The organism is Brevibacterium sp. CS2, from assembly GCF_005280295.1.
GTDB classification, from domain to species: Bacteria; Actinomycetota; Actinomycetes; order Actinomycetales; family Brevibacteriaceae; genus Brevibacterium; species Brevibacterium pityocampae.
Window position 1 is genome coordinate 451,539 of record NZ_CP040020.1, and the last position, 23,533, is coordinate 475,071.

Sequence of the window (23,533 nt, forward strand, 5' to 3'; positions counted from 1 at the left end):
TTCCTCCGGTTCAGGGGATCAGGCGTGCACGGGCCCGTCGGGGCCGTAGGCGGTCATCCCGCCGAGGTAGGGCTGGAGCGCCGCCGGGACGCGCACGGTGCCGTCGGCCTGCTGGTGGTTCTCGAGCAGCGGCACGAGCCAACGGGTGTTCGCCATGGTGCCGTTGAGGGTCGCCACCGGGCGGGTGGTGCCCTCCGGCCCGCGCTCGCGGATCTTGAGGCGGCGCGACTGGAAGGTCGTGCAGTTCGACGTCGAGGTGAGCTCCCGGTAGGTGCCCTGGGTGGGCACCCAGGCCTCGCAGTCGTACTTGCGAGCGGCGGAATCGCCGAGGTCGCCGGCGGCGATGTCGATGACCCGGTAGGGCAGTTCGCACTTGGCGAGCATGTCCTCCTGGAGCGCGAGCATCCGCTGGTGCTCGTCCTCGGCCTGCTCGACGGGGACGTAGGAGAACATCTCCACCTTCTGGAACTGGTGGACGCGGATGATGCCACGGGTGTCCTTGCCGTAGGAGCCGGCCTCGCGGCGGTAGCACGAGGACCAGCCGCCGAACCGGATCGGGCCGTCGGACAGGTCGATGATCTCGTCCTTGTAGTACCCGGCGAGCGCCACCTCGGATGTGCCCACGAGGAAAAGGTCGTCCGCTTCGAGGCGGTAGATCTCGTCTGCGTGCTCGCCGAGGAACCCAGTGCCCGCCATGATCTCCGGCTTGACGAGGGTGGGGGTGATGACGGGGATGAACCCGGCCTGCTGGGCGGCGTCGATCGCCATGGTCAGCAGCGCGAGCTCGAGCCGCGCCCCGAATCCGGTGAGGTAGTGGAACCGCGCGCCGGAGACCTTGGCCCCGCGCTGCGTGTCGATCGCCTTGAGGCTCTCCCCGAGCGCCAGGTGGTCCTGCGGTTCGAAGCCCTCCGCGGCGAAGTCCCGCGGAGTGCCCTCGCGGCGCAGCTCCACGGAGTCCTCCTCGCCACCGGGCGGCACCCCGTCGATGATGAGGTTGGGCAGCTTGGCGACCAGGGAGTCGAAGGCGAATTCCGCCTCGTCGGATTCCGCCTGGAGCGCCTTGACGGAATCGGACAGGGTCTTGGCCTGCGCGACGAGCTTCGCCTTGGCCTCCTTGTCCTTCTCCTGGGCGACGGTCTTGCCGAACGCCTTCTGCTCGGCGCGGGACTCCTCGAACGCGGTGAGCGCCCGGCGCCGGGCGGAATCGGCGGCGAGGACCTCGTCGACGAGCGACTCCTCCGCGCCGCGAGCGCGCTGGGAGGCCTTGAATGCCTCGGGATGGTCTCTGAGCTGCTGGATGTCGATCACGATTCCAGCCTACATTCCGGCGCGGACACGGGGTGACCCGCTCGAAACGCGCCGGTGGTCGGGCCATGAAGTCAGCGGGCGGCGGAGCGGGCCGCCCGCCTGACCGTGACATCACGGCCCCCTGCATCCGGACCGACCTGCATCCGGCACGCAGGCCCAGCGGCTAGATTGGCCATATGGACACCGGAACCGATCTGCTCATCGGCATCATCATCGCCGTCGTCATGCTGCTCGTCGGTCTGGGGGTCGGCCTCGCGGTCGGCCGCCGCTCCTCGGCCTCCCGCGGCGGGGACAGCAAGGGGCGCGACCGCAGGGTCGACCTCGCCGGCGGTGCCCAGGACCTCACGCCGATGACGAGCGCGGACGAGGATTCCGGTCAGGAGACCGTCGTCCCGCCCAAGCCGCGCGTCGCGATCATCGTCAATCCCTCGAAGCCCGATGCCGCCGGCCTCGAGGCAACCGCCGGGGCCGTGTGCCGGCAGGAGGGCTGGGACGCCCCGATCATGCTCGAGACCGAGGTCGAGGACCCCGGCTGCACGATGGCCCGACAGGCGCTCGAGCAGCAAGTCGACCTCGTCGTCGCCGCCCGCGGCGACGGCACCGTGCGCGCCGTGGCCGAAGTGCTCGCCGGGACCGGCGTCCCCATGGGCGTCGTGCCGATGGGCACCGGCAACCTGCTGGCCCGGAACCTCGACATCGTGCTCGGCCGACCCGAGTGGGCGCTGCGGATCGCGCTGTGGGGCGAGGACACCGCCGTCGACGTCGCGCACGCGCAGATCGAGCCCGGCGGCAAGGACCACGCGTTCATGGTCATGGCCGGCCTGGGCTTCGACGCCGCAGTCATGGCCGACACCGATTCCGACCTCAAGTCCAAGGTCGGCTGGCTCGCCTATCTCGAGGCCGGCAGCCGCAAGCTCGTCGGCACGCGCACCAAGGTGCGTGTGACCGTGGACGGCGGGGAGCCCTTCACCGAGAAGATCCGCTCGGTCGTCGCCGGCAACTGCGGCAAGCTCCAGGGCGGCATCACCCTGCTGCCCGAGGCCGAGCTCGACGACGGCATCCTCGACGTCATCGTCATCGCCCCGAAGAACGCCGTCCAATGGATCGGCGTCGCGGCGTCGGTGCTCGGCCGGAACAAGCGCAAGGGCCTCCACACGGAGATCCACCGGTGCAGGGAGATCATCATCGAGTCCGAGGAGGAGATCGAGGTGCAGCTCGACGGGGACGCCGTCGGCTCGTCGACCTACCTCGCGATGCAGGTCGAGGAGCATGCGCTCACCATGCGCACCGCGACCCGTCAGCAGAAGCGGGCGATCCGCGCCGAGGGCTGGCCGATCCCCGTCGGATGATCCGGCCCCGGCGGGTGCCGGTCGGGCGAGCGCGTGGGCGGTCCGAGCAGGACTCGGCCTGAGCGGGCAGGCGGGACGAGCAGGACGATGATCCGTACTCTGCTGGCTGAGCACCAAGCGCGACTCACCTGTTCTTCATGTTCTATTCAGGACATATTCACGCTCATTCCGCGCGATCGGATTGAATGAGGCCAAGGATCACTGCTGCTCCCGAACCGCGGGCGCGCCTTCCCTGTGAATGAGATTGTCATGAAGAAGTCGATCGTCCTCGCTCCCGCCGTCGCCATCGCGCTCACCGGCCTGGGCACTCCCGTCGCTTTCGCGCAAGATGCCGAGCCCACCGAAACCCCCAGCGAGGCGACTCCGGAGGCGGCTGCCGAGGCCGAGGAGCCCGCCCCCGCCGAGGAGCCGAAGGCCGAGGAGACCACGGACGAGGCCGAGGAGCCGGCTCCGAAGAAGGAAGCCGAGCCGAAGCCCGCCGAGGAGCCGGTCCCCGAGAAGGCCGAGAAGGACTCGGAATCAGCACCGGACGGTTCTTCGGAGTCGGACGATTCCGAGGACCAGGATGCGAACGATGCCGAAGCCTCGACGGGTTCGATCACTACCGAGAAGACCACAGTCAACGCCGATGAGGTCGAAGCCGGTTTCGTCATCACCGTGAAGAATGATTCGACGACGGCGGGCATGTCAGTCACCGCCACCGCGGAGCCAGGCGGATCGAAAGAGCTCACCGTCGCACCCGGGGCAGAAGCACGAATCAACGTCACCGAGCTCTCAGCCGACATCGCCGCTCTGCGGACAGATGGTGGCACGATCACCGTCACGGGGACTATCCCCGATGACGGGGACGGTCAAGTCGAACCACTCAACATCACGGTCAATGCCGACGACGGCAACGAAACTCCTCCCCCGGGTGACGGCGACGAAGGCAACGAGACCCCTCCCCCCGGCGACGGTGACGACGAGACTCCCCTCCGGGTGACGACGAGGACGGCGAAACCCCTCCCCCGGGCGACGGGGACGAGGACGACGACACCCCGAGCCCCGAGACGCCTCCGAGCGAGGACGACGATGCGGACGACGCAGCGGCCCTCAGCCTCTCGATCTCGCCCGAGCAGATCAGCGCGGCGGACTTCGTCGACGAGGGCAAGGGCGTGACGATCGTCGCGACCGGCTGCGAGCCGGGCACCGAGGCCACGATCCGCGTGAGTCTCGACGGGTCCGGCGACATCGACGGGCTCGACGATGTCGAGGCTGTCGCCGAGGACGGCACCGTGTCGTTCCGCGTCTGGGGCGACTCCGCCGGCAACTCCGCGGCCTACGAGGGCACGTACAACGTCATCGTCGACTGCGAGGGCGAGGACGCGCTGACCGGCAGCTTCCGCGTCGGCGATCCGACCCCGACCCCGGGCGACGACGATGACGACGACGGCGCCCGCCCCGGTGACGATGACGACGACGCGCGCCCGGGCGACGACGACCAGGACGAGGCGGTCGCGCGGTCGCTCGCGATCGACCCGGAGCGGATCTCCGCGGCGGACTTCGTCAAGGAGCAGGCCGTGTCGATCACTGCGACCGGCTGCACCCCGGGCACTGCGGCGACGCTCACCGTGACCCCGTCCGGCTCTTCGGGGGTCACCGGCCACACGGACACGCAGACCGTCGGCGAGGACGGCACGGTCACCTTCGGCGTCCGCGGCATCAATGCCGACGCGCCGCACGTCTACGCCGGCACCTACGAGGTGCGTGTGGCCTGCGAAGGCGGCGAGGACCTCACCGGCGAGTTCGTCGTCGGCGATCCCGGCCACGGCGGATCCGACGAAACCGGCCACGACGACGGACGCACCCTGCCGCGCACGGGCACCGAGCTCAGCGGCCTCGCCGCAGGTGCCGCACTGCTCGTCATCGGCGGCGCGTCGCTGCTCATCACCCGCCGTCGCGGCACCGGCAGCACTCCCGGCGACATCTGACCCCGGTCCGCAGCTGCGGCCCCCGTCCTCTTTCGGACGGGGGCCGCAGTCGTCTTCGCAGACGTTTGATTCGTTCAGTTCGCGACCACAATGAACACAAGTTTTCACGCCGGATGCGCGCGGCTACGTTGAGACCAATCATTCTTTTCATCCACGAAAGGCACCACCGTGAAGAAGTCGATCGTCCTCGCCCCCGCCGTCGCCATCGCGATCAGCGGCTTCGCCGTCACCGCCGTGTCCGCCACCACGCCGTCCCCGTCTCCGACCCCCACCGAGACGGAGACCGTGACCCCGGAGCCGGCAGCCGCCCCGGTCATCACCGTAGATCCCGAGGTCGTCGAGGCCGAGGCAGTTGTCGACGAGAACCAGGGTGTCACCGTGGCCGTCTCCGGCCTCGAGCCGGGCAGCGACGTCTCCAACAGCCTGACCGACGAGGTCGTTCAGGCCGATGACGAGGGCAATGCCGTCTTCGCCGTCTATTACAGCGGCCCCGCCACGGACTTCGAGCCCGGTGAAGTCGTGCCCTTCGAGGTCTACGTCACCGATGCCGACGGCGAGACCCAGACCCTCAACGGCTCCTTCACCATCGCCGGCGAGCCCGAGGACGACGAGACCGAGTCCCCGTCGCCGACCCCCCACCGAGACCGAGACCGCCTCGCCCACCCCCCACCCCGACCGAGGATGACGACGCGAGCGAGGACGACTGGACCTGGAACGGTGCCGAGCTCAAGGAAGGACTCAACCTCGAGTCCGATCGGGTCACCCCGGAGAAGTTCGTCGACGAGGGCGTCGCCTTCGCCGTCCGCGGCTGCGAGCCCGGCCAGGACGTGACCTTCGAGGTCCGCGCCGGCCGTGACGACGTCCGCCCCTACACCGAGACCGTCGCCGCCGACGAGAACGGCATCGCCGTCCACGGCGTCAAGGGACTCGACGCCGACCAGGCCGAGGCCTACATCGGTGAGTACACCGTGACCGCCACCTGCGGTGAGAACTCCTGGACCGACGCGTTCACCGTGGGCTACGGCGACGACGACGCCAACCCGGGCGGCGACGACTCCACCGAGGACGACAACGCCGGTGGCACCGAGCTGCCGCGCACCGGTACCGAGCTCACCGGCCTCGCCGCCGGCGCCGGCCTCCTCGTCATCGGTGCCGCCACCATGCTGCTCACCCGCCGCCGCGGCGCCAAGACCGGCCCGGCCGACATCTGAGCCGGCCTGAGCTGAGCGCCGCCGCACCGGCACCGCGCGCACCCGGAAGGCCCGCGAACCCCACGGTTCGCGGGCCTTCCGCATGCACCGACGGGACTGTGGGGCTTTCGGTGGAGAGTGGTGGCGTCATCGGTCGCACTCTTCTCCGAAAGCCGCACAGACCACGCCACTCGCGCAGATCCCGCGCGCCAAACCCGGTGCGGATCGTGTCCCGCACCACAGCGCGCCCTGCCGGAATCGCGCCCGTGAGATAAGGGGAATCGCAGGTCAAGACCCCTACCCCGGGCGGCCGAACGGCTCCTAGCCTGGTCCCCGAGGCCCCCACCGGGGCCTCACGACCCGGATACGGAATCAGGTGAACCCGATGATCCTCCCGCAGAACAGCTCCCGGCTCCGCTCGAAGGCCGTCAAGCGCTCCCGGCTGCAGGACGAGGCCCGCGCCGAGCAGCAGGCCGTCGCCCGCCAGGAGACAGCGACCGCGGGCTCCCGCCAGCCCGACGGCTTCTTCGCCCACCTCAACCTCAAGCCGATCTGCTTCGGCGTCGCCTTCCTCGTGATGTTCGCCGTCATCCTCTTCGTCCCCACCGGCGAGGGGCTCTCCGTCGCCGCGCAGCGCGCGCTCGCGATCCTCGTGTTCGCCGTCATCATGTGGGTGACCGAGGCGGTGTCCTACTCGGTGAGCTCGGTCCTCATCATCGGGCTCATCGCGATCCTCCTCGGGTTCTCCCCCGGCCTCGAGGACCCCTCGACCACGATCGGCACCTCCGACGCCCTGCGGATGGGACTCGCCGGGTTCTCCTCCACCGCCGTCGCCCTCGTCGCCGCGGCCCTCGCTCTCGCCGCCGCCATGCAGGCCACCGGCCTCCACAAGCGGCTCGCCCTCCAGGTGCTCCGGTTCTCCGGGGAGAAGACCCGCAACGTCCTCATCGGCGGCATCGTCATCGCGATCATCCTCGCCTTCTTCGTCCCCTCGGCCACCGCCCGCGCCGGCGCCGTGGTGCCGATCCTCCTCGGCATGGTCGCCGCCTTCGGACTCGCGAACAACTCCCGCCTCGGCGCGCTCCTCGTCATCGCCGCGGCCCAGGCCGTCTCCATCTGGAACGTCGGCATCAAGACCGCGGCCGCCCAGAACCTCGTCGCCGCCGGCTTCATCGAGGATCAGCTCGGCATCACCATCTCCTGGGGCCAGTGGTTCCTCTACGCCGCCCCGTGGTCGATCCTCATGTCGATCGCGCTCTACTTCATCATGCGCTGGGCGATCAAGCCCGAGATGGATTCGATCGCCGGCGGGCGCGAGGTCGTCAAGCAGAACCTCGCCGAGCTCGGGCCGATGACGGGCAAGGAGACCCGGCTCATCATCATCGCCTGCCTCCTCCTGCTCATGTGGGCCACCGAGGACGTCCTCCACCCGCTCGACTCCTCGACCATCACGATCATCGCGATCGGCCTGCTGCTCGTCCCGAAGATCGGGGTGTTCTCCTGGAAGTCGCTCGAGAAGCTCGTCAACTGGGGCACCCTCATCGTGTTCGCCACCGGCATCTCGCTCGGCACCCTGCTGCTCGACACCGGCGCCGCCGCGTGGCTGTCGCAGAACACCTTCGGAGCCCTCGGCATCAGCCAGATGCCGCTGCTCGCGACGATCGCGCTCGTCTCGATCTTCACGATCCTCATCCACCTCGGCTTCGCCTCGGCGACCTCGCTCGCCTCGGCCCTGATCCCGGTCTACATCGCGCTGGCCGCGACTCTGCCCGGTGCCTCCGACGGCGGATTCGGATTCGTCATCATCCAGCAGTTCGTCATCAGCTTCGGCTTCCTCCTGCCGATCTCCGCGCCGCAGAATATGCTCGCCTACGGCACCGGAGCATTCACCGCCAAGCAGTTCCTCAAGACCGGCATCCCGCTCACCATCGTCGGCTACCTGCTCGTGCTGCTGCTGTCGGCGACCTACTGGAGCTGGATCGGCCTGGTCTGAGGGAGGCTCCGGCGCAGTCCGGCACCCGCCGCATGCCGCCGGCGCCGGCGGAGTCCGCTCGGCACCCGCAGCACCCCTCCGGCACCACCGGCACCCGCCAGGCACCCGCCCGGCGGGGAACCGCACCCGCGGCCGGGAGGCCGAGTCCACCGGCACGCACCGGCCTTCGTGTGCCCCGCGAAGCCGGGGCACACCGCGACCTCCCGGCCCGGGACGCACCGCGTCCCGGGCCGGTTCGCACCCCTCGCCATCGGGCCGCACCGCCTTCTGCCAGGAACTTCACACACCGGGAGCCTTGCCGAAATCCCCCAGAAGTGATTGGGTGAAAACGCAAGGGCCCTTGAAAGCGGGGCCCATTTCCACCGATTCCTCAAGGAAGGTCTGATCGATGACCGACAACTACAACTCCGCGGATTCGGGCAGCGCACTCGGCTCCGACACCCCGTACCCGGGAACCGATGTGCCGCAGCAGCCGGTGCACTCCGCATCGCAGGGTGCCGCGCTCAGCAGCGACCAGCCCGCATCCTACGGACGCCACGGCGTCAGCACCGACAGCACCGGCACCGCCGATGTCGCCAAGGACGAAGGCCGCCGCCTCCAGGGCGAGGCCGGCGCCGCCGCGCAGAACGTGGCCTCGACCGCGCAGTACGAGGCCGGACAGGTCGCCGAGGAGGCCAAGCAGCAGGCCTCGAACCTCTGGCACCAGCTCCAGCGCGACGCCGGCGACCAGGCCTCGCACCAGCAGGGTCGTGCCGCCAAGTCCGTCCGCGCGGTGTCCGACGACCTCGCCGGGCTGCGCCGCGGCGAGGAGCCCAAGGACGCCGTCACGCGCGACCTGCTGAGCATGGCCGACGAGCGCGTCTCCGCGATCGCCGACCGGCTGGAGAACTCGAACCCGCAGGATCTCGTGCAGGACGTGCGCCGCTTCGCCTCCACCCGTCCCTTCACCTTCCTCGCGATCGCCGCCGGCGTGGGCCTCATCGCCGGTCGCGTGACCCGCGGTCTCGCCGACGCCAACAACGACTCGAACGGCGGAGGCACCTCGGGAACGGGCATCGACGAGTACGGCTACCCCGTCCAGGGCGGGTACCCGACCACCGGCTACCCGGCCCAGGGCTACGGCCAGCAGGGCTACGGCGCACAGGGATACGCGCAGCAGGGCTACCCGACCGGAGGCCAGTACTCCGCCGGGCAGTACAGCGATGCGAGCGGTCAGTACGGCCAGCAGGGCTACGCCGCCGGGCAGCAGTCCGCAGGCCAGTACGGCGCGGGCCAGGGCTATGAGGCCGGCCAGTACGACGACGGCCAGCAGGGCTACGGCACCGGGGAGACCAACCGATGAGCTACGACCCCAACCAGGGCGCGCACCCGGGGCAGCACCCCGGCCAGCACCCGGGCGGCGGGTACCCGGGCCAGCAGGTCCCGCACGCGGGCCAGCCGGTCCACCCCGGCCAGCCGCATCCGGGCCAGCCCGGCGTGGTCCCGCCCGGGCCCAATCCGCAGACCGCCTACGTGGCGCAGGAGCCGCCCCGACCCGGTGAGGAGTACCCGGCGAACGCCGCCGGGCACGGCTGGGACCGCGGCTACGACCGCGAGGCCTACGCCGAGGCCCAGGCCGAGGTGCGCGCCGAGAGCCAGTCGATCGGCGAGATGTTCTCCTCGCTGAGCCGGAACACCACCCAGCTCATCCAGCAGGAGATCGCCCTCGCCAAGGCCGAGGCGACCCAGTCGGCGAAGCGCGCGGGCGCAGGTGCCGGCATGCTCGCCGGGGCCGCGATCGCCGCGCTGTTCTTCCTGCTCTTCCTGTCCAATGCCCTGTGGATGGCGCTCGCCAACCTCATCGGACTGGGCTGGGGGGCGCTCGTCGTCGGAGTCATCTGGGCGATCGTCGCCACCGTGCTCGGCCTCGTCGGCAAGAGCAAGCTCCAGCAGGTCAAGGGCATCCCCGAGACCGTGGACACTGCCAAGGACATCCCGCCCACCATGAATCCCGCAAAGGAAACGCCATGACCTACACCCATGATCACGGCTACCAGGCCGACCCCAACCGTCCCGTCGCGACCCACGGCAACGCCGGCTACGGCACCGCAGACTACCCGACGGACAACTCGAACAAGTCCCCCGAGCAGATCCGCGCGGAGATCGAGCAGACGCGCCGCAACCTCGGCTACGACGTCGACGCGATGGCGGAGAAGGTCTCCCCGGCCAAGGTCGTCGAGCGCCGCAAGAACAAGGTCGCCGATCGCCTGAACCACTGGAAGGAATCCATCATGGGCTCCGCCGACGACGCCAACGCGCAGCTCAACCACCAGCGCCAGCAGCTCGCCGACTCCGCCCACGGTGCGGCCGACCAGGCTCGCGACGCCGCGTACCAGGCCCGAGACGCCGCCTCCCAGGTGCCCGGCCGTATCAAGCAGGGCACCCGCGGCAACCCGCTGGCCGCCGGCGTGATCGCGCTCGGCGCCGGCTGGCTCATCGGCTCGTTGATCCCTGCCTCGCAGAAGGAGCAGCAGCTCGCCGGTCAGGCGAAGGACGCCGCGCAGCCGCTCGTCCAGGAGGCCCAGAGCGTCGCCAAGGACATGGGGCAGAATCTGCAGGAGCCGGCGAAGGAGGCTGCGGAGAGCGTGAAGTCGCAGGCCCAGTCCGGCGCCGAGCGCGTGAAGTCCGACGCCCAGTCCGAGGCCGACCACCTCAAGACCGAGGCCCAGTCCTCCGGTCAGACGGTCAAGGAGACCCGCGAGTGACCCTCGCCCTCCGGTGAACCATCGCACCACCCGGTCGCACAGCGCCCGCGGAAGCCCCGAGCTCCCGCGGGCGCTGTGCTGTCCGGACCCTCCGGTCAGGGCGCCGGCGGCATTCTCGCCCGAAGTGCATGCCGGACCGTCGCCCGGTCACGCCTGACCTCCCCCACCGTCGCCCAGGAGAACTAGAGTGACCACCATGGACATCGACACGAACGCGCTCGAGCGCGACCTCGGCTTCCGGCTGCTCGGCGAGACCTTCTATCTCCAGGCCCTCGATCAGCTCTCCGTCAACGGCCTCGACGAGCCGTCCCTCGTCCCCGACTGGACGCGCAAGCACGTGGCCCTCCACGTGCTCTACAACGCCGAGGGCTTCCTCCGGCTGCTCGAATGGGCGAAGACGGGCGAGGAGAACCCGATGTACCCCTCGCGGGAATGGCGCGACCAGCAGATCGCCGACGGGGTGGCGCACACCTCGGGCGCGGACACGATCACGCTCGCGCACGAGGTGGCCGACGACCTCACCGCCGAGCTCGACTCGATGTCGGCCGGCGACTGGGGCGCACAGGTGGTGTCCGGGCGCGGTGCGGACATCCTCGCCGCGGAGATCCCCTGGCTGCGGGCCCGCGAGGTGTGGATGCACAGCCTCGACCTGGGGATCGGCATGACCGCCCGGGATTTCCCGGCCGAGGTCGTCGACCGGCTGCTCGATGACGTCGATACGGCCTGGGGTGCCCGCGACGAGCCCGTGCACTACCGGGTCCGGCTCACCGACCGCGACGACCGCTCGGAGCGGGTGATCCGCCACGGCACCGAGGGCACCACGCCCGCCGAGCCGATCGAGGTCACCGGCGAAGCCGCCGAGGTGCTGTCCTACCTCACCGGCCGCGGTTGGCCGGCCTCGGTGTCGGGGGATACGGACAAGGGCGGCGCCGGCAGCACCACGCCGCAGGACCTCCCGGCGCCCCCGAACTGGCTCTGAGCCGCCGGCGCGGTATGCGCCCGGGAGTGTGGGACTTTCAGAGGAGTGTAGGGCCATCAACGGCACCACGCTCGGCCGAAAGTCCTACAGTTGCGCGGGGTGCCGGCGGTGGGTACCGGGAACTGGTGCCGGTGACGGGCGTATCCGGATCCGGTGGAGCCGGGCGCGCCGCTTGCGCTGCGCCTCAGCCGGAGCGGCGGCGGTAGAGCGTGAGCTCACCGCTGCGCCGTCCGCCGGCGCGCGCGGTCGCTCCGGGTGCCAGCGCCCCGGCGATCCGGAGCTCGGGCCGGGTGCCGTGGACGATCGAGACGACGTCACCCGCGGCGCCGGCGGCGAACACGCGGCCGCCGCCGCTGCGCATCACCTTCTCGAGGCGCTGGGCGAGGGTCCGGGTATGCGCCCCGAGCGTCTCGACCTCGCGCTGCAGCTCGAGGATCCGCTTGATCCCGGCGAGGTTGATTCCCTCCTCCTGGGAGAGGCGCTGGATGAGCTGGAGCCGGGAGATGTCGTCGGCGGAGTAGCGCCGGCCGCGGCCGGCGGTGCGCTGGGGCACCACGAGACCGAGCCGGTCGTACTGCCGCAGGGTCTGCGGGTGCATCCCGGCGAGCTCGGCGGCCACCGAGATCACGTAGACCGCGGCGTCCTTGTCGATCTGCATCGTGCTCTCCACCTCCTTCGCTCGGTCGTCGCTCTACTTGCTGTGGTCTCCTGCGCTGCGCCCCGATACTCAGGGCTCCCCATCGTCGTCCGGCCGCGGGAATCGAGTCCGGCCCGGATCCAGCCGGTGCGCGCTCAGCTCGCCTTCGCCTTGGAGTACAGCTCGGCACGCGGGTCCTCACCCTCGGTCGCCTTCCGGTAGGCTTCGACGGCCTTTCTGGCGTCCGGGCTGAGGTTCCGCGGCACGGCGACCTCGATGGTGACGAGCAGGTCACCGGTGTGATTCTTGCCCTCGATGCCCTTGCCGCGGATCCGCAGCACGCGACCCGACGGAGTGCCGGCGGGCACCTTCATCCGCACGGGCATGCCGGACAGGGTAGGCACCTCGACCTCGGCGCCGAGCGCTGCCTCGTCGAAGCTCACCGGCAGCTTCATCCTCAGGTTGTCGCCGTCGCGGCTGAACACCGGGTGCTTCTCGACGTTGATGGTGAGCACGACGTCGCCGTTCTCCCCGCCGTTGGGGCTCGGCTTGCCCTTGCCCTTGACGCGGATCTTCTGGCCGTCCTTGACGCCCACCGGGGTGCGCACGCTCAGCGGCTTGCCCGAGGGCATCGTGAGCTTGACGGTGGCACCCTTCGCCGCTTCGGTGAAGGACAGCGAGGTGCTCGCCTTGATGTCCCCGCCCTTCTGCGGGCCGGTGGAGAACCCTCCGCCGTAGGGGCTGCCGCCGTAGGGCTGACCGCCGAACAGGTCCGACAGGTCGGGCGGCACGTCACCGTAGCCGCCGTAAGGGCTGCCGCCGCCGCGCGTGGTGTAGCGCGGGTACTGGCTCCTGCCCGCGCCGGTGTTGAACAGGCCGGAGAAGATGTCCTCGAACCCGCCGCCGGATCCGCCCGCACCGGTTCCGCCGCCGGAGCCGGCGGAGAAGCGGGCGCCGCGGCCCATGGCGCGGACCTGGTCGTACTGCTCGCGGGTCTCCTTGTCGGAGAGCACCTGATTGGCCTGGCTGATCTGCTTGAACTTCTCCTCGGCGGCCTTGTCGCCGGGGTTCGTGTCCGGGTGGTACTTGCGGGCCAGCTTGCGGTAGGCCTTCTTGATCTCCGCGTCCGTGGCGTCCTTGGAGACGCCGAGGGTTGTGTAGTAGTCCTTGTCGAACCATTCGTTCTGAGGTCCCGTATTCACCTGGCACCTCCTTCCTGTGAGCTCACGCTCGCATCGATCTGCTGATTCTCATGTGTCATGTGTGCTGCTGTCTTCCTCACGTGCCGAGCGGCAGGCGGTCGGATGGGCGCGTCCTGCTCGCCGGGCCCGTGCCCGAGGCGCCCCGCCGGGATGCCCAATCTCCCACCGGTGGGGTGGGCCGGGTGCCGGCGGGCGCCTCGGGAGCGGATCATTCGGCCGGCGCCTGCACACCCACGCGGGCGGCCCGGATGACGCGTTCGCCCAGCCGGTAGCCCGGCTGCATGACGAGGAAGACCGTGGCGGTCTCGACCTCGTCGGACGGCTGCTGCATGAGCGCCTCGTGGATGCTCGGGTCGAACTCCTCGCCCGGCTCCCCGAACTGGACGACCCCGACCTTCTCGAGCGACGCGATGAGCTTCTTCGCGTGCGTCTCGAAGGGACCGGTGAGGTCGCCGTTCTCCTGGGCGAGCCGGAGCTCGTCGAGCACCGGGTAGAGCGCCTCGACGACGGACTGGACGCCGGCTTCCCGGGCCCGGTCCTGCTCGCGCTTGGCGCGCATCCGGAACGCCGCGTACTCCGCGTTGATCCGCTGCAGGTCGGCGAGCCGTTCGGCCGCGAGGCGGGCGTCGGCGGACTGCTCGTCCTCGACGCCGCCCTCGACCGGGGCCGCGGTGTCGTCGATGCCGGAGATGTCGTCCGGGACCTCGACGCCGGGTTCGGCGGGCTCCGCGCCGGGGTCCGCAGGCGCTGCGGCCTGCGGGTCCGGCGCCGGGTCCCCGCCCGACCCGGCAGCTGCCTGGGCCGACGGATCAGCGGGGTTCCGGACCTCCCCGGTCTCCGGGTCGATGCGGCGCTTGTCGCTGAACGAGAAGCCCTGCTCGGCTGCGCCGTTGTCGGGATCCTCGGCAGTCATTACTTCTTCTCCTCGTCCTCGTCGTCCACGACCTCGGCGTCGACGACCTCGTCCTCGGTGTCGGCGGATCCGCCTGCGGCATCGCCCTCGGGCGCACCGGCGGACTCGTCGGGCTGCGCGTAGAGCGCCTCACCGAGCTTGGTCTGGCTCTGCGAGAGCTTGTCGACGGCGGCCTTGACGGCGTCGTCGTCATCGCCCTTGAGCGCTTCCTTGACGGCCTCGACGTCCGCGCTGACCTCGGACTTGACGTCCTCGGGCAGCTTGTCCTTGTTGTCGGAGATGAGCTTCTCCGTCGAGTAAGCGAGGTTCTCGGCGAGGTTGCGGTTGTCCGCCGCCTCGCGGCGCTGCTTGTCCTCGTCGGCGTGCTCCTCGGCCTCGCGGACCATCCGGTCGATGTCCTCCTGCGGGATCGCGGACCCGCCGGTGATCGTCATCGACTGCTCCTGACCGGTGCCCTTGTCCTTGGCGGACACGTGCACGATGCCGTTGGCGTCGATGTCGAAGGACACCTCGATCTGCGGCAGGCCGCGCGGGGCCGGCGCGATGCCGGTGAGCTCGAAGGTTCCGAGCGCCTTGTTGTCGCGAGTGAACTCCCGCTCGCCCTGGAAGACCTGGATCGACACGCTCGGCTGGTTGTCCTCGGCGGTGGTGAAGGTCTCCGACTTCTTGGTCGGGATCGGGGTGTTGCGCTCGATGAGCTTCGTCATCACTCCACCCTTGGTCTCGAGACCGAGGGACAGCGGGGTGACGTCGATGAGCAGCACGTCCTTGCGCTCGCCCTTGAGGACACCGGCCTGGACGGCGGCGCCGATCGCGACGACCTCGTCCGGGTTGACGCCCTTGTTGGGGTCCTTGCCGCCGGTGAGCTTCTTGACGACCTCGGACACGGCCGGCATCCGGGTCGAACCGCCGACGAGCACGACGTGGTCGATGTCGGAGAGCTTGATGCCGGCGTCGGCGATGACCGCCTCGAACGGCTTCTTGGTGCGCTCGAGGAGATCCTTGGTGAGGTCCTCGAACTTCGCGCGGGTCAGGGTCTCATCGAGGTGGATGGGCCCGTTCTCGCTCATCGACAGGTACTGCAGCGAGATGTTCGTGCTCGTCGCGCTGGAGAGCTCCTTCTTCGCCTGCTCAGCGGCCTCCTTGAGGCGCTGCATCGCAGTGGTGTCCTTGGACAGGTCGACGCCGTAGCCGTTCTTGACCTCGGACACGAGCCAGTCGACGATCCGCTGGTCCCAGTCGTCGCCGCCGAGCTTGTTGTCGCCGGAGGTGGCGCGCACCTGAATGGTGGAGAAGTCGTCCTCGTCCTTGCCGACCTCGAGCAGGGAGACGTCGAAGGTGCCTCCACCGAGGTCGAAGACGAGGATGAGCTCGTCCTCCTTGCCGCGCTCGAGGCCGTAGGCCAGGGCGGCGGCGGTGGGCTCGTTGATGATGCGCAGGACATTGAGGCCGGCGATCTGCCCGGCGTCCTTGGTGGCCTGACGCTGGGCGTCGTTGTAGTAGGCCGGGACGGTCACGACGGCGTCCGTGACCTCCTCCTGCAGGTACTCCTCGGCATCGTGCTTGAGCTTCTGGAGGATGCGGGCGGAGATCTCCGGGGCGGTCAGGGTCTTGCCGCCGATCTCGGTGCTCCAGTCGGTGCCCATGTGGCGCTTGACGGAGGCGACGGTGTTCTTGACGTTGGTGACGGCCTGGCGCTTGGCGATCTCGCCGACAAGCCAATCGCCGTTCTTGTTCACCGCGACGACCGAGGGGGTGGTGCGCCCGCCCTCGGCGTTCGCGATGACCTTGGGCTCGCCGCCCTCGAGGACGGCGACGACCGAGTTGGTGGTGCCGAGGTCGATGCCTACTGCACGTGCCATGAGTAGAACTCCTTTTCGTAGTTGTGCGAGCCGGTGCCCCGATGTGCTCGGCCGGACGGCTCCGCGGCCGGACTTCCGACCGTGGCCCCTGGAGCGGGCCCCGCCCGGGGAGCCGGAGCGGAACCGCGCGCCCGAACACATTGAGCGCCATTGGCTCAAGTCTTGAACGCCGCGATCGCGGTGTCAAACCACGATCACGAAAGTTGCGTACACCTGACTCAACTTTGCTCAGCGGGGTTTTATTCCGGCCGTCGGAGAGGTTTCTCCGGTCCACCCGGTGATCTCCGGGCTCCGAGTGCTAGGCCGACGCTCGCCCGCGCGGCCGCACGGGCGTTCCGTCCCAGCGGCGCACGCAGCGCCAGCGGTCGACGACCGAGGCGTGGGTGAGCCGCTCGGGCTCCGACCACGGCAGGGTCATGAGCATCCAGACCACGGCGACGACGGCGATCTCCACACCGATGTACCACGGCCACCCGCCGAGCAGGTCGAGCACGGAGAAACCGGCCGGCGCCTGCGCCAGGTAGCCGTAGTTCGCTCCGGTGGCGCAGTTGACCGCCGCCGCGAGGACGGCCCAGGCGAGCGCCGACACGTAGGCGACGCCGAAGCCGCGCCAGGTGGGCCGGTAGCCCAGCCCCCAGACGAGGACGATCGGCGCCCACTGGGCGAGGGCGTGGAGGATCCAGTACACGGTGAACTCGAGCTCGGGGTTCTGCATGTAGTTGAGGTCGGGGGTGACGACCGACTGGAGGTTGAGCGTGAGCCCCCAGTAGTAGGTGATGGCGATCGCCCAGCCCGCGCGGGTGATGAGGGCGATCGCAGTGACGATGCGGAGCACGTCGGAGAAGTGGAAGGGCAGCGACTGGCCGATGTCCCAGTGGCTCGGCAGCATCCCCCACACCGTCCACCCCACGGCCACGACGAGGAGCACCCATCCGGTCGCACGGGTGATCCGGAGCTCGGTGCGGGTGCCGCGCTTCCGCCGCGCCATGACCACGAGGACGACCGCCCCGACGACGATCCCGGCGAGCGCGGTCAGGTGCTCGGGACCGAAGAGGGCCATCCGGCCGATCGGCTCCGCGATCTCCATGGGCGCCCCTTCCCTGCTCGTCCTCGACAGGCACGACGGTGGTGCCCGCACCGCTCCGGCCTCATCATGAGTGTAGAGTCTGCCCGGCCCGCAGGCGCGCCGTTCTCCGCACCGGCTTGCGCAAGACCGGCCGCTGCGGGAGAGTCCGGAGAGGACCACACGACGAGGATGAGCGGGAGCACACCATGACCGGCCCAGCACGGAACCCCCACCGGCCACCCCCACCCAGCGGGGGCCGGGGTCAGGCCCCGCCCCTCCACCACCCGGCGCGCCGCCTGCGCCACCGCAGCCCGGGGGAGCCCCGGGCGCGCCTCGGAAGAGGCGCCACTTCATCGCCCCCGGCGTGACGCTCCTCGTCCTCGGTCTGCTCGGCATCGCCGCGGCGGTGCTGATCTTCATCATGCCGTTCGGCCTGTTCCTCTTGGGCGGCGGCGGGAACACCGAGGCGTTCGACGATATCGCCGCGAACTTCCGCCTGGTCGCCTCCCTCGTCGCCGGAGTGAGCGTGCTGATGGCCGGCGGCGGGATCGCCCTCATCGTCGTGGCCGGCCGCCGCGGGTGACCCGAGAGCCGCCCCCTCCGCAGGCCGTCTGGGAGAGCGGCGGCACCACCCGCCCGGCTTCACCGGCTACCATGACACGAACGCCTGCGGACCCCGGCGGGCTCCGCGCTCCTCGCGCCGCTCGATCACTCTGCGCCCACCCCGACACCGAAGGACAGACCGTGGTCCCCGAACCGTCATCCCCGCGCCCCGAATCCCCGGGCGCACCCGGCCCGGCGAGCGACAGCACCCAAGCCGAGGACACCGCATCACCTGCGGACACGGCGTCATCCACGGTCACCGCTCCTGCTGACGGCTCGGCTTCCGCGGACAGCGCAGACACCGCCGGCGGCATGAAGAAGGAGCCGCCCCAGTCCTGGGACGACCTCAAGCCGTGGAAGGGCGCGGCGGCTCCGACGGACAAGTTCCTACTGTTCGCGATCTTCGCCGTCCCAGCGTTCTACCTGGGCATGATGCCGTTCCGGCCGTTCCTCATCGCGCACCAGCCGATTCTCCTCGAGTTCCTCACCGGCGCGAAGACCGCGATCGTCGGCGCAGCCGCCTATGCGCGGGTGGGCGAGTTCCCGCTCTGGCTCGTGCTCGTCGCCGGTTTCGTCGGGATGACGAAGTTCGACTGGCTGTTCTGGCTCGCCGGCCGCCGTTGGGGCGACGGCATCCTCAACATCTTCACCTCCACCGACCGGCAGCGCCGGCAGGTCGAGAAGTTCCGCCGGATGCCCCCGTGGCTCCTCTTCCTCCTCGTCGTCATCAGCCGCGTGCCCGGCATCCCCGGGACCCTCGTATGGCTCGTCGCCGGCTGGAGCGGGATGCGATTGTGGGTGTTCCTCATCGCCGATTTCCTCGCCTGCCTCATCCTCACCGTCGGTGTCGCACTGCTCGGCTACTCGCTCGGCCAGGCGGCCGTCGACGTCATCCAGACCATCGACCGCTACGCGCTGTGGATCAGCCTCGGCCTCGTCGTCCTCATCGCCGTGTGGTCCGGCGCGAAGGCGAACAAGCAGGCGAAGGACGCCCAGGCCTGACCTCGTCCACGGCTTTCCCGGCTTCCACGGATCCGGCCCCGGGCCGAGGCGCCGGCACACCCCGCAGGCCCGTGCGGATCGCCGTGCTCCGCGCCGTAGACACCGTGGCCCAGCAGCGCGCCATGCGCGCCATGCGCTCCTTGCGCGGCTGAACCCGGCAGGCGCTCGAACAGCTTGGCATTGGAACCCTGAACCGGGCCTGCGGATCCCCGCACCGGATGTGCGGGGTCCCGTCGCGGCGCCGGGCGTCGACTACGATGACGAGCATGCATCCCCCGCGCCCGATGCTGCCGCTTGCCGCCGCGTCCCTCGTGCTCGCCGTCTCCGCCTGCACCCCGGCGGACTCCGCACACCAGGTGAACGCCGGGGCCACGCCGACCGCGGCCGTCGCCCCGGAATCGATCCCGGCACCCGGGCAGGCCGCCCCGGGCACTCCGACACCCACCGAGGTCCCGGTCTCCGGCAGCGGCGAGTGGGCGAGCAGCGATGAGCCGGTGGAACCGTCGACCGAGGACGGCCGGCCCTTCGCCGTCGCCATCCGGGTCGAGGACGACATGCCTATCGACGCGGATGAAGCCGCGGAGTTCGTCATCGCGACTCTCCAGGACGAACGCGGCTGGCAGACGCTCGACGGCGTCGCCTTCGAACTCGTCGTCGACACCGCGGAGGCCGACTCGGTGATCAGCATCGCGAGCCCCGACACCGTGGACCGGATGTGCGCACCGCTCATCACCGACGGCGAGCTCTCGTGCCGCAACGGCCCGAACGTCAACCTCAACGCCAAGCGCTGGATGCAGGGCACGGAGGATTTCGAGTCGCTCGAGGTCTACCGCCAGTATCTCGTCAACCACGAGGTCGGGCACGCGCTCGGGCACGGTCACGTCAGCTGCCCCGGTGACGGGGAGCCCGCTCCTCTCATGCATCAGCAGTCGAAGGGGCTCGACGGCTGCCGGCCGAATGCCTGGCCCACCGTGGCCTGAGCGGAGGTAGGATCTCCTATACGCAGTTTCGAGCACCACTCGCATGATCGCCCTTCCGCACCATGAACCCGGACGGCCGCTGCCTTGCATGCGGGCCGCATGGAGCGATCCCATCTCGGTGGAATGTCATTGAACGGCAGAATGTTCAGTCAAACCGGTGTACAGTGACCGGGAATCCGCCGGATTCCGTCTGTCATCAACACGGCGCGTTGCCTCACCCCGTCCTCAAATGGCCGACCCACTGCTTTGTCCACCGAAAGGTCCTGACGTTGTTCTCCCGTGCCGAAAGCGGTACCACGCGCCCCAATCCCGTATGGAAGCGCATCCACGACGACCTCAGCTCCCGGATCTACTCCGGCGAGTTCACCGAAGGCTTCCCCGGTGAGGTGCAGCTCGCCGAGGAGTACGGCGTGAGCCGAGGGACAGTGCGCCAGGCACTGCGCCCGCTGCGCGAGGCCGGCATCATCATCTCCCACCGCGGCCGCGCGCCCCAGGTCCAGACCACCGACCCGTGGACCTCGAGCGGCCCGGTCCACAGCCTGCTGCCCCCACTCGAGGGCGACATCTCCCGGGGCACGACCCACACGACGGTCCAGCGGGCCGAGCTCAACAAGGAGGCGGCGGCGCATCTCGGCGTGGAATCCGACACCGCGCTCCTCCACCTCGCCTGGACCTACCACCCCGACGGCCCGCCGATCTCGCTGGGTCACAGCTGGATCCCGCTGCGGTACGCCGAGCCGCTCACCGATCTCGACTTCACCCATACGAGCGTGTACCGGGAGCTCAGCGTGGTCTGCGGCATCAGCGTGGACGGGGGCAGGGAGACACTCCGGGCGGTCGCGGCCGATGCGGAGGAGGCCGCGGCGCTCGAGTGCGAGCCCGGTACTCCGCTGCTCGCGTATACCCGCATCTCCGCGTCCGGCGACACCCCGGTCGAGTACCGCACCGGGTCGATGCTCGGCTCCGCGATCAGCGTCACCCACCGCTTCTGAGGCTCTCCTCCCCGAGATCGAGACGCCGACCGGTCCACCCGGCGCGCAGCCGGCGATCGTGCGAGGCGATGACGACGGCACCCGGATAGTCCGGCAGCGCATCCTCGAGCTGGGTGACGAGGAACAGCGAGAGATGATTCGTCAGCTCGTCGAGCAGCAGCACGTCCGACCGACTGAGCAGGAGCCAGACCAGCGACAGCCGCGCCACCTGGCCGCCGGACAGTTCGCCGGTGCGTCGACCGCGGGCGATCCCGCCGAGGCCGTGCCCGGTGAAGGTGGCCTCGACGTGCGCGTCGACCGACCATGCGTCGGGCCGCCGCGCGCGTTCGAGCGCGGCGACGGACTGCGCACCCTCGGGGTCTTGAGCGAGGGCCGCCGCTGAGGTGTCGACGGCGGCTGCCGCAGCGCGCGGGGGCGCGGCCGCGCGCTCGCGCTCCTCGCCCACCGTGGTCCCGGCGGTGAACGGCGGCTCCTGGTGGAGCAGGCCGGTCCGCGCCGCACCGCCGGGCGCATGGGCGACGACCACGATCGGTGTGCCGCACGGTCCACGGGCGAGCGCGGCCCAGGCGCGCACCCGGCGACGTGGTCCGGGCGCGCACCCGGCGACGTGGACCGGGCGCGCCCCCACAGATGTGCCTCAGGCGCGCAGGGCGAGCGCGAAGGGCAGCACGGCCGCGGCGCCGGCGCGGCGGAGCTCCCGGGCGGCCGCCGTCATGGTCCAGCGGGACACGATCTCGTCGTCGACGAGCAGCACCGTGCGGCCCTGGACCGCGGCGCCGAGCTCGGGGCTGACGGCGAAGGCGTCGTGGACGTCGCGCACGCGGAACGCACTGTTGACGTCGGGGCTGCCGGTCTCCCGGCGGGCCGTCAGCGGCCCGGCGTCGTGCAGCCGGCCCACGCGGGCGAGCTCCGCGGCGAGCGAGGCGACCGTCGTGGGGCGGCGCGCATTGGGCACGGAGACGACGACCTCGGGCCGGGCGTCCCAGTCCCAGTCCGCGAGCACGCGGAGGCAGTGCGCGCCGATCTCCGGCGGGACGGGCAGGTCCTCCGCCCCGGGCGCCAGGAATCCGCGCAGCAGCTGCCCGGGGCCGAGGTCGGTGAGCCGCGCGACGACCCGGCCGACGGCGCTGCGCTCCGATTCCGGGATCCTCCCCTTGAGGTCGACCCCGATCGACGGGAGCCCGGACGGCCACGAGGCGCGGGGTTCGACCGGCAGCCCGACCGCGCTGAGCACCGAGCGGGCGGCGGAGCGTCCGGAGTCGGAGACCTCGTCGGACCACCACTGGCCGGCGCAGGTGTCGCACCGTCCGCAGTCGGCGGCCTCCGGGTCGTCGAGCTGCTCGGCGAGGAACCGCATGCGGCAGCCGCCCGTCGCCTCGTAGTCGAGCATCGCCTGTGCCTCCCGCTTCCGCGCGGCGGCGACGTTGGCGTAGCGCTCGGCATCGTAGGTCCACCCGCGGCCGGTGGAGACGAACCCGCCGGCCAACCGATCCACGGCACCGTCGACCTGGAGGGTCTTGAGGAGCAGGTCGAGGCGGGCGCGCTTGACGCCCACGAGGGTCTCCAGCCGCGGCACGGACAGCGGCTCCCCGCCGGCGTCGGTGAGGGCTGCGAGGACTGCGGCGGCATCGTCCTCCGCGGGCATCGACGCGGTCGCGAAGTACTCCCAGATGTCGGAGTCCTCCGCGCCGGGCAGAAGCAGGACGTCGGCGGACTCCGTGGCACGGCCGGCACGGCCGACCTGCTGGTAGTACGCCACCGGGGAGGACGGCGCACCGAGGTGGACGACGAATCCGAGGTCGGGTTTGTCGAATCCCATGCCGAGCGCGGAGGTGGCGACGAGCGCCTTGAGCCGGTTCGCCTTGAGGTCGCCCTCGAGCCGTTCGCGCTCCTCCGGGTCGGTGCCCCCGGTGTAGGCGGCGACGTCCCAGCCCGCGGATCGCAGGGCGCGGGCGGTGTCCTGGGCGGCGGCGACGGTCAACGTGTAGATGATGCCTGATCCGGGGAAGTCCCCCAGGCGCTCACCGAGCCAGGCGATCCGCTCGCTCGGCTGGCGCACCGGGGCGACGCCGAGGCGCAGCGAGGCCCGCGACAGGGGGCCGCGGATCACCAGGGTGTCCGCGCCGAGCTGCTCGGCGACATCGGCGACCACCCGCTCGTTGGCCGTCGCCGTCGTCGCGAGCACAGGCAGGTCCGCCGGGAGCTCGGCGAGCAGGGCGCCGATGCGCCGGTAGTCGGGCCGGAAGTCGTGCCCCCAGTCGGAGATGCAGTGCGCCTCGTCGACGACGATCATGCCGACCTCGGTGAGGAGGTTCTGGAGCACGTGGTCGCGGAACTTCGGGTTGTTGAGCCGCTCCGGGGAGATGAGGAGGACGTCGACGGCACCGTCGCCGAGCGCGGCGAGCACCGAGTCCCACTCCGTGACGTTCGAGGAGTTGAGGGTGACGGCGCGGACCCCGGCGCGTTCGGCGGCCCCCACCTGGTCGCGCATGAGGGCGAGCAGCGGGGAGATGATGAGGGACGGGCCGCGGCCGGCGGCACGGAGCAGCCGGGCGGCGACGAAGTAGACGGCGGATTTGCCCCAACCGGTGCGCTGCACGACGAGGGTGCGGCGGCGACCGGCGACGAGCGCCTCGATCGCCTCGAACTGCCCGGGATGGAACTCCGCGTCGGGTCGTCCGGTGAGTTCGCGCAGTGCGCTGAGGGCCTGGGTCCGGAGTTCGCTGCTGTCCATGGTCCCGAG

General features: G+C 70.6%; 22 protein-coding genes. 14 read left to right on the top strand and 8 right to left on the bottom strand.

Annotation, left to right across the window (positions count from 1 at the left end; translation table 11 throughout):
- Nucleotides 1-18: 18 nt before the first annotated feature.
- Nucleotides 19-1,308, bottom strand: coding sequence for a serine--tRNA ligase (serS, locus tag FDF13_RS01965; protein ID WP_137318222.1), 1,290 nt, complete (start codon nucleotides 1,306-1,308; stop codon nucleotides 19-21).
- A 176-nt stretch (nucleotides 1,309-1,484) separates the two neighbouring features.
- On the opposite strand from serS, the gene FDF13_RS01970 reads away from it, so the two are divergent.
- The 10 genes from FDF13_RS01970 to FDF13_RS02015 all read left to right on the top strand — a co-directional run bounded on the left by FDF13_RS01970 (nucleotide 1,485) and on the right by FDF13_RS02015 (nucleotide 11,533).
- Nucleotides 1,485-2,657, top strand: coding sequence for a diacylglycerol kinase family protein (locus FDF13_RS01970; RefSeq protein WP_254668862.1), 1,173 nt, complete (start codon nucleotides 1,485-1,487; stop codon nucleotides 2,655-2,657).
- Nucleotides 2,658-2,906: 249 nt separating this feature from the next.
- On the top strand, nucleotides 2,907-3,815 hold the full coding sequence (locus FDF13_RS01975) for a hypothetical protein (RefSeq protein ID WP_137318223.1): 909 nt from the start codon (nucleotides 2,907-2,909) through the stop codon (nucleotides 3,813-3,815).
- Nucleotides 3,812-4,627 (top strand): LPXTG cell wall anchor domain-containing protein, encoded by an 816-nt coding sequence (locus FDF13_RS01980; RefSeq protein WP_137318224.1) that lies wholly within the window; start codon nucleotides 3,812-3,814, stop codon nucleotides 4,625-4,627. Before FDF13_RS01975 ends, FDF13_RS01980 begins: the two co-directional genes overlap by 4 nt.
- A 168-nt stretch (nucleotides 4,628-4,795) precedes the next feature.
- Nucleotides 4,796-5,458 carry a hypothetical protein gene (locus FDF13_RS01985; RefSeq protein WP_137318225.1) on the top strand — a complete coding sequence of 221 codons (663 nt, stop codon included), beginning with the start codon at nucleotides 4,796-4,798 and terminating at the stop codon, nucleotides 5,456-5,458.
- Nucleotides 5,455-5,838, top strand: a complete 384-nt coding sequence (locus FDF13_RS01990) for an LPXTG cell wall anchor domain-containing protein (protein WP_137318226.1) — start codon at nucleotides 5,455-5,457, stop codon at nucleotides 5,836-5,838. Before FDF13_RS01985 ends, FDF13_RS01990 begins: the two co-directional genes overlap by 4 nt.
- A gap of 364 nt (nucleotides 5,839-6,202) precedes the next feature.
- Entirely contained in the window at nucleotides 6,203-7,810 is a 1,608-nt protein-coding gene (locus FDF13_RS01995) for a DASS family sodium-coupled anion symporter (protein WP_137318227.1), read from the top strand.
- Between the two features lie 388 nt (nucleotides 7,811-8,198).
- Nucleotides 8,199-9,152, top strand: coding sequence for a hypothetical protein (locus FDF13_RS02000; protein WP_137318228.1), 954 nt, complete (start codon nucleotides 8,199-8,201; stop codon nucleotides 9,150-9,152).
- On the top strand, nucleotides 9,149-9,820 hold the full coding sequence (locus FDF13_RS15525; RefSeq protein WP_345030420.1) for a phage holin family protein: 672 nt from the start codon (nucleotides 9,149-9,151) through the stop codon (nucleotides 9,818-9,820). The genes FDF13_RS02000 and FDF13_RS15525 overlap by 4 nt, the downstream gene beginning before the upstream one ends.
- Entirely contained in the window at nucleotides 9,817-10,554 is a 738-nt protein-coding gene (locus FDF13_RS02010) for a DUF3618 domain-containing protein (protein ID WP_137318229.1), read from the top strand. Before FDF13_RS15525 ends, FDF13_RS02010 begins: the two co-directional genes overlap by 4 nt.
- A gap of 196 nt (nucleotides 10,555-10,750) precedes the next feature.
- Nucleotides 10,751-11,533, top strand: a complete 783-nt coding sequence (locus tag FDF13_RS02015; RefSeq protein ID WP_137318230.1) for a maleylpyruvate isomerase family mycothiol-dependent enzyme — start codon at nucleotides 10,751-10,753, stop codon at nucleotides 11,531-11,533.
- Between the two features lie 184 nt (nucleotides 11,534-11,717).
- Here FDF13_RS02015 and FDF13_RS02020 read toward each other — a convergent pair whose 3' ends face one another.
- From FDF13_RS02020 to FDF13_RS02040, 5 genes are all read right to left on the bottom strand, one after another.
- Complete coding sequence (locus tag FDF13_RS02020; protein ID WP_137318231.1) at nucleotides 11,718-12,191, bottom strand: helix-turn-helix transcriptional regulator; 474 nt, start codon at nucleotides 12,189-12,191, stop codon at nucleotides 11,718-11,720.
- A gap of 134 nt (nucleotides 12,192-12,325) precedes the next feature.
- Nucleotides 12,326-13,372: a DnaJ C-terminal domain-containing protein gene (locus FDF13_RS02025; protein WP_137318232.1), complete on the bottom strand. Its 1,047-nt coding sequence runs from the start codon at nucleotides 13,370-13,372 to the stop codon at nucleotides 12,326-12,328.
- Nucleotides 13,373-13,580: 208 nt separating this feature from the next.
- The gene (locus tag FDF13_RS02030; protein ID WP_137318233.1) at nucleotides 13,581-14,285 is read right to left on the bottom strand and encodes a nucleotide exchange factor GrpE; all 705 of its coding nucleotides are present in this window, start codon (nucleotides 14,283-14,285) and stop codon (nucleotides 13,581-13,583) included.
- A complete protein-coding gene (dnaK, locus tag FDF13_RS02035; protein WP_137318234.1) occupies nucleotides 14,285-16,147 on the bottom strand; it encodes a molecular chaperone DnaK in 1,863 nt (620 codons plus the stop codon). The genes FDF13_RS02030 and dnaK overlap by 1 nt, the downstream gene beginning before the upstream one ends.
- Nucleotides 16,148-16,445: 298 nt before the next feature.
- Nucleotides 16,446-17,234 (bottom strand): TIGR02206 family membrane protein, encoded by a 789-nt coding sequence (locus FDF13_RS02040; protein ID WP_137318235.1) that lies wholly within the window; start codon nucleotides 17,232-17,234, stop codon nucleotides 16,446-16,448.
- 343 nt (nucleotides 17,235-17,577) lie between these two features.
- On the opposite strand from FDF13_RS02040, the gene FDF13_RS02045 reads away from it, so the two are divergent.
- The 4 genes from FDF13_RS02045 to FDF13_RS02060 all read left to right on the top strand — a co-directional run bounded on the left by FDF13_RS02045 (nucleotide 17,578) and on the right by FDF13_RS02060 (nucleotide 20,790).
- Nucleotides 17,578-17,796 carry a hypothetical protein gene (locus FDF13_RS02045; RefSeq protein ID WP_137318236.1) on the top strand — a complete coding sequence of 73 codons (219 nt, stop codon included), beginning with the start codon at nucleotides 17,578-17,580 and terminating at the stop codon, nucleotides 17,794-17,796.
- Between the two features lie 161 nt (nucleotides 17,797-17,957).
- The gene (locus FDF13_RS02050; RefSeq protein WP_137318237.1) at nucleotides 17,958-18,818 is read left to right on the top strand and encodes a DedA family protein; all 861 of its coding nucleotides are present in this window, start codon (nucleotides 17,958-17,960) and stop codon (nucleotides 18,816-18,818) included.
- Between the two features lie 266 nt (nucleotides 18,819-19,084).
- Nucleotides 19,085-19,798 carry a DUF3152 domain-containing protein gene (locus FDF13_RS02055; protein ID WP_247618206.1) on the top strand — a complete coding sequence of 238 codons (714 nt, stop codon included), beginning with the start codon at nucleotides 19,085-19,087 and terminating at the stop codon, nucleotides 19,796-19,798.
- Between the two features lie 269 nt (nucleotides 19,799-20,067).
- Complete coding sequence (locus FDF13_RS02060) at nucleotides 20,068-20,790, top strand: GntR family transcriptional regulator (RefSeq protein ID WP_175406810.1); 723 nt, start codon at nucleotides 20,068-20,070, stop codon at nucleotides 20,788-20,790.
- Here the strand turns inward: FDF13_RS02060 and FDF13_RS02065 are convergent.
- Together FDF13_RS02065 and FDF13_RS02070 are read right to left on the bottom strand one after the other, a co-directional pair.
- Nucleotides 20,774-21,364, bottom strand: a complete 591-nt coding sequence (locus tag FDF13_RS02065; RefSeq protein ID WP_217494880.1) for an ATP-binding cassette domain-containing protein — start codon at nucleotides 21,362-21,364, stop codon at nucleotides 20,774-20,776. The genes FDF13_RS02060 and FDF13_RS02065 overlap by 17 nt on opposite strands.
- A 63-nt stretch (nucleotides 21,365-21,427) precedes the next feature.
- Nucleotides 21,428-23,524, bottom strand: coding sequence for a RecQ family ATP-dependent DNA helicase (locus FDF13_RS02070; RefSeq protein ID WP_137318241.1), 2,097 nt, complete (start codon nucleotides 23,522-23,524; stop codon nucleotides 21,428-21,430).
- Nucleotides 23,525-23,533 lie beyond the last annotated feature (9 nt).

Excerpts from the sequence above, each read along its gene's own strand:
- FDF13_RS01970 (WP_254668862.1), top strand. The coding sequence starts at position 1,485 with ATGGACACCGGAACCGATCTGCTCATCGGCATCATCATCGCCGTCGTC.
- FDF13_RS01975 (WP_137318223.1), top strand. The coding sequence starts at position 2,907 with ATGAAGAAGTCGATCGTCCTCGCTCCCGCCGTCGCCATCGCGCTCACC.
- FDF13_RS01995 (WP_137318227.1), top strand. The coding sequence starts at position 6,203 with ATGATCCTCCCGCAGAACAGCTCCCGGCTCCGCTCGAAGGCCGTCAAG.
- FDF13_RS02000 (WP_137318228.1), top strand. The coding sequence starts at position 8,199 with ATGACCGACAACTACAACTCCGCGGATTCGGGCAGCGCACTCGGCTCC.
- FDF13_RS15525 (WP_345030420.1), top strand. The coding sequence starts at position 9,149 with ATGAGCTACGACCCCAACCAGGGCGCGCACCCGGGGCAGCACCCCGGC.
- FDF13_RS02010 (WP_137318229.1), top strand. The coding sequence starts at position 9,817 with ATGACCTACACCCATGATCACGGCTACCAGGCCGACCCCAACCGTCCC.
- FDF13_RS02015 (WP_137318230.1), top strand. The coding sequence starts at position 10,751 with ATGGACATCGACACGAACGCGCTCGAGCGCGACCTCGGCTTCCGGCTG.
- FDF13_RS02020 (WP_137318231.1), bottom strand. The coding sequence starts at position 12,191 with ATGCAGATCGACAAGGACGCCGCGGTCTACGTGATCTCGGTGGCCGCC.
- FDF13_RS02030 (WP_137318233.1), bottom strand. The coding sequence starts at position 14,285 with ATGACTGCCGAGGATCCCGACAACGGCGCAGCCGAGCAGGGCTTCTCG.
- dnaK (WP_137318234.1), bottom strand. The coding sequence starts at position 16,147 with ATGGCACGTGCAGTAGGCATCGACCTCGGCACCACCAACTCGGTCGTC.
- FDF13_RS02040 (WP_137318235.1), bottom strand. The coding sequence starts at position 17,234 with ATGGAGATCGCGGAGCCGATCGGCCGGATGGCCCTCTTCGGTCCCGAG.
- FDF13_RS02055 (WP_247618206.1), top strand. The coding sequence starts at position 19,085 with ATGCATCCCCCGCGCCCGATGCTGCCGCTTGCCGCCGCGTCCCTCGTG.
- FDF13_RS02070 (WP_137318241.1), bottom strand. The coding sequence starts at position 23,524 with ATGGACAGCAGCGAACTCCGGACCCAGGCCCTCAGCGCACTGCGCGAA.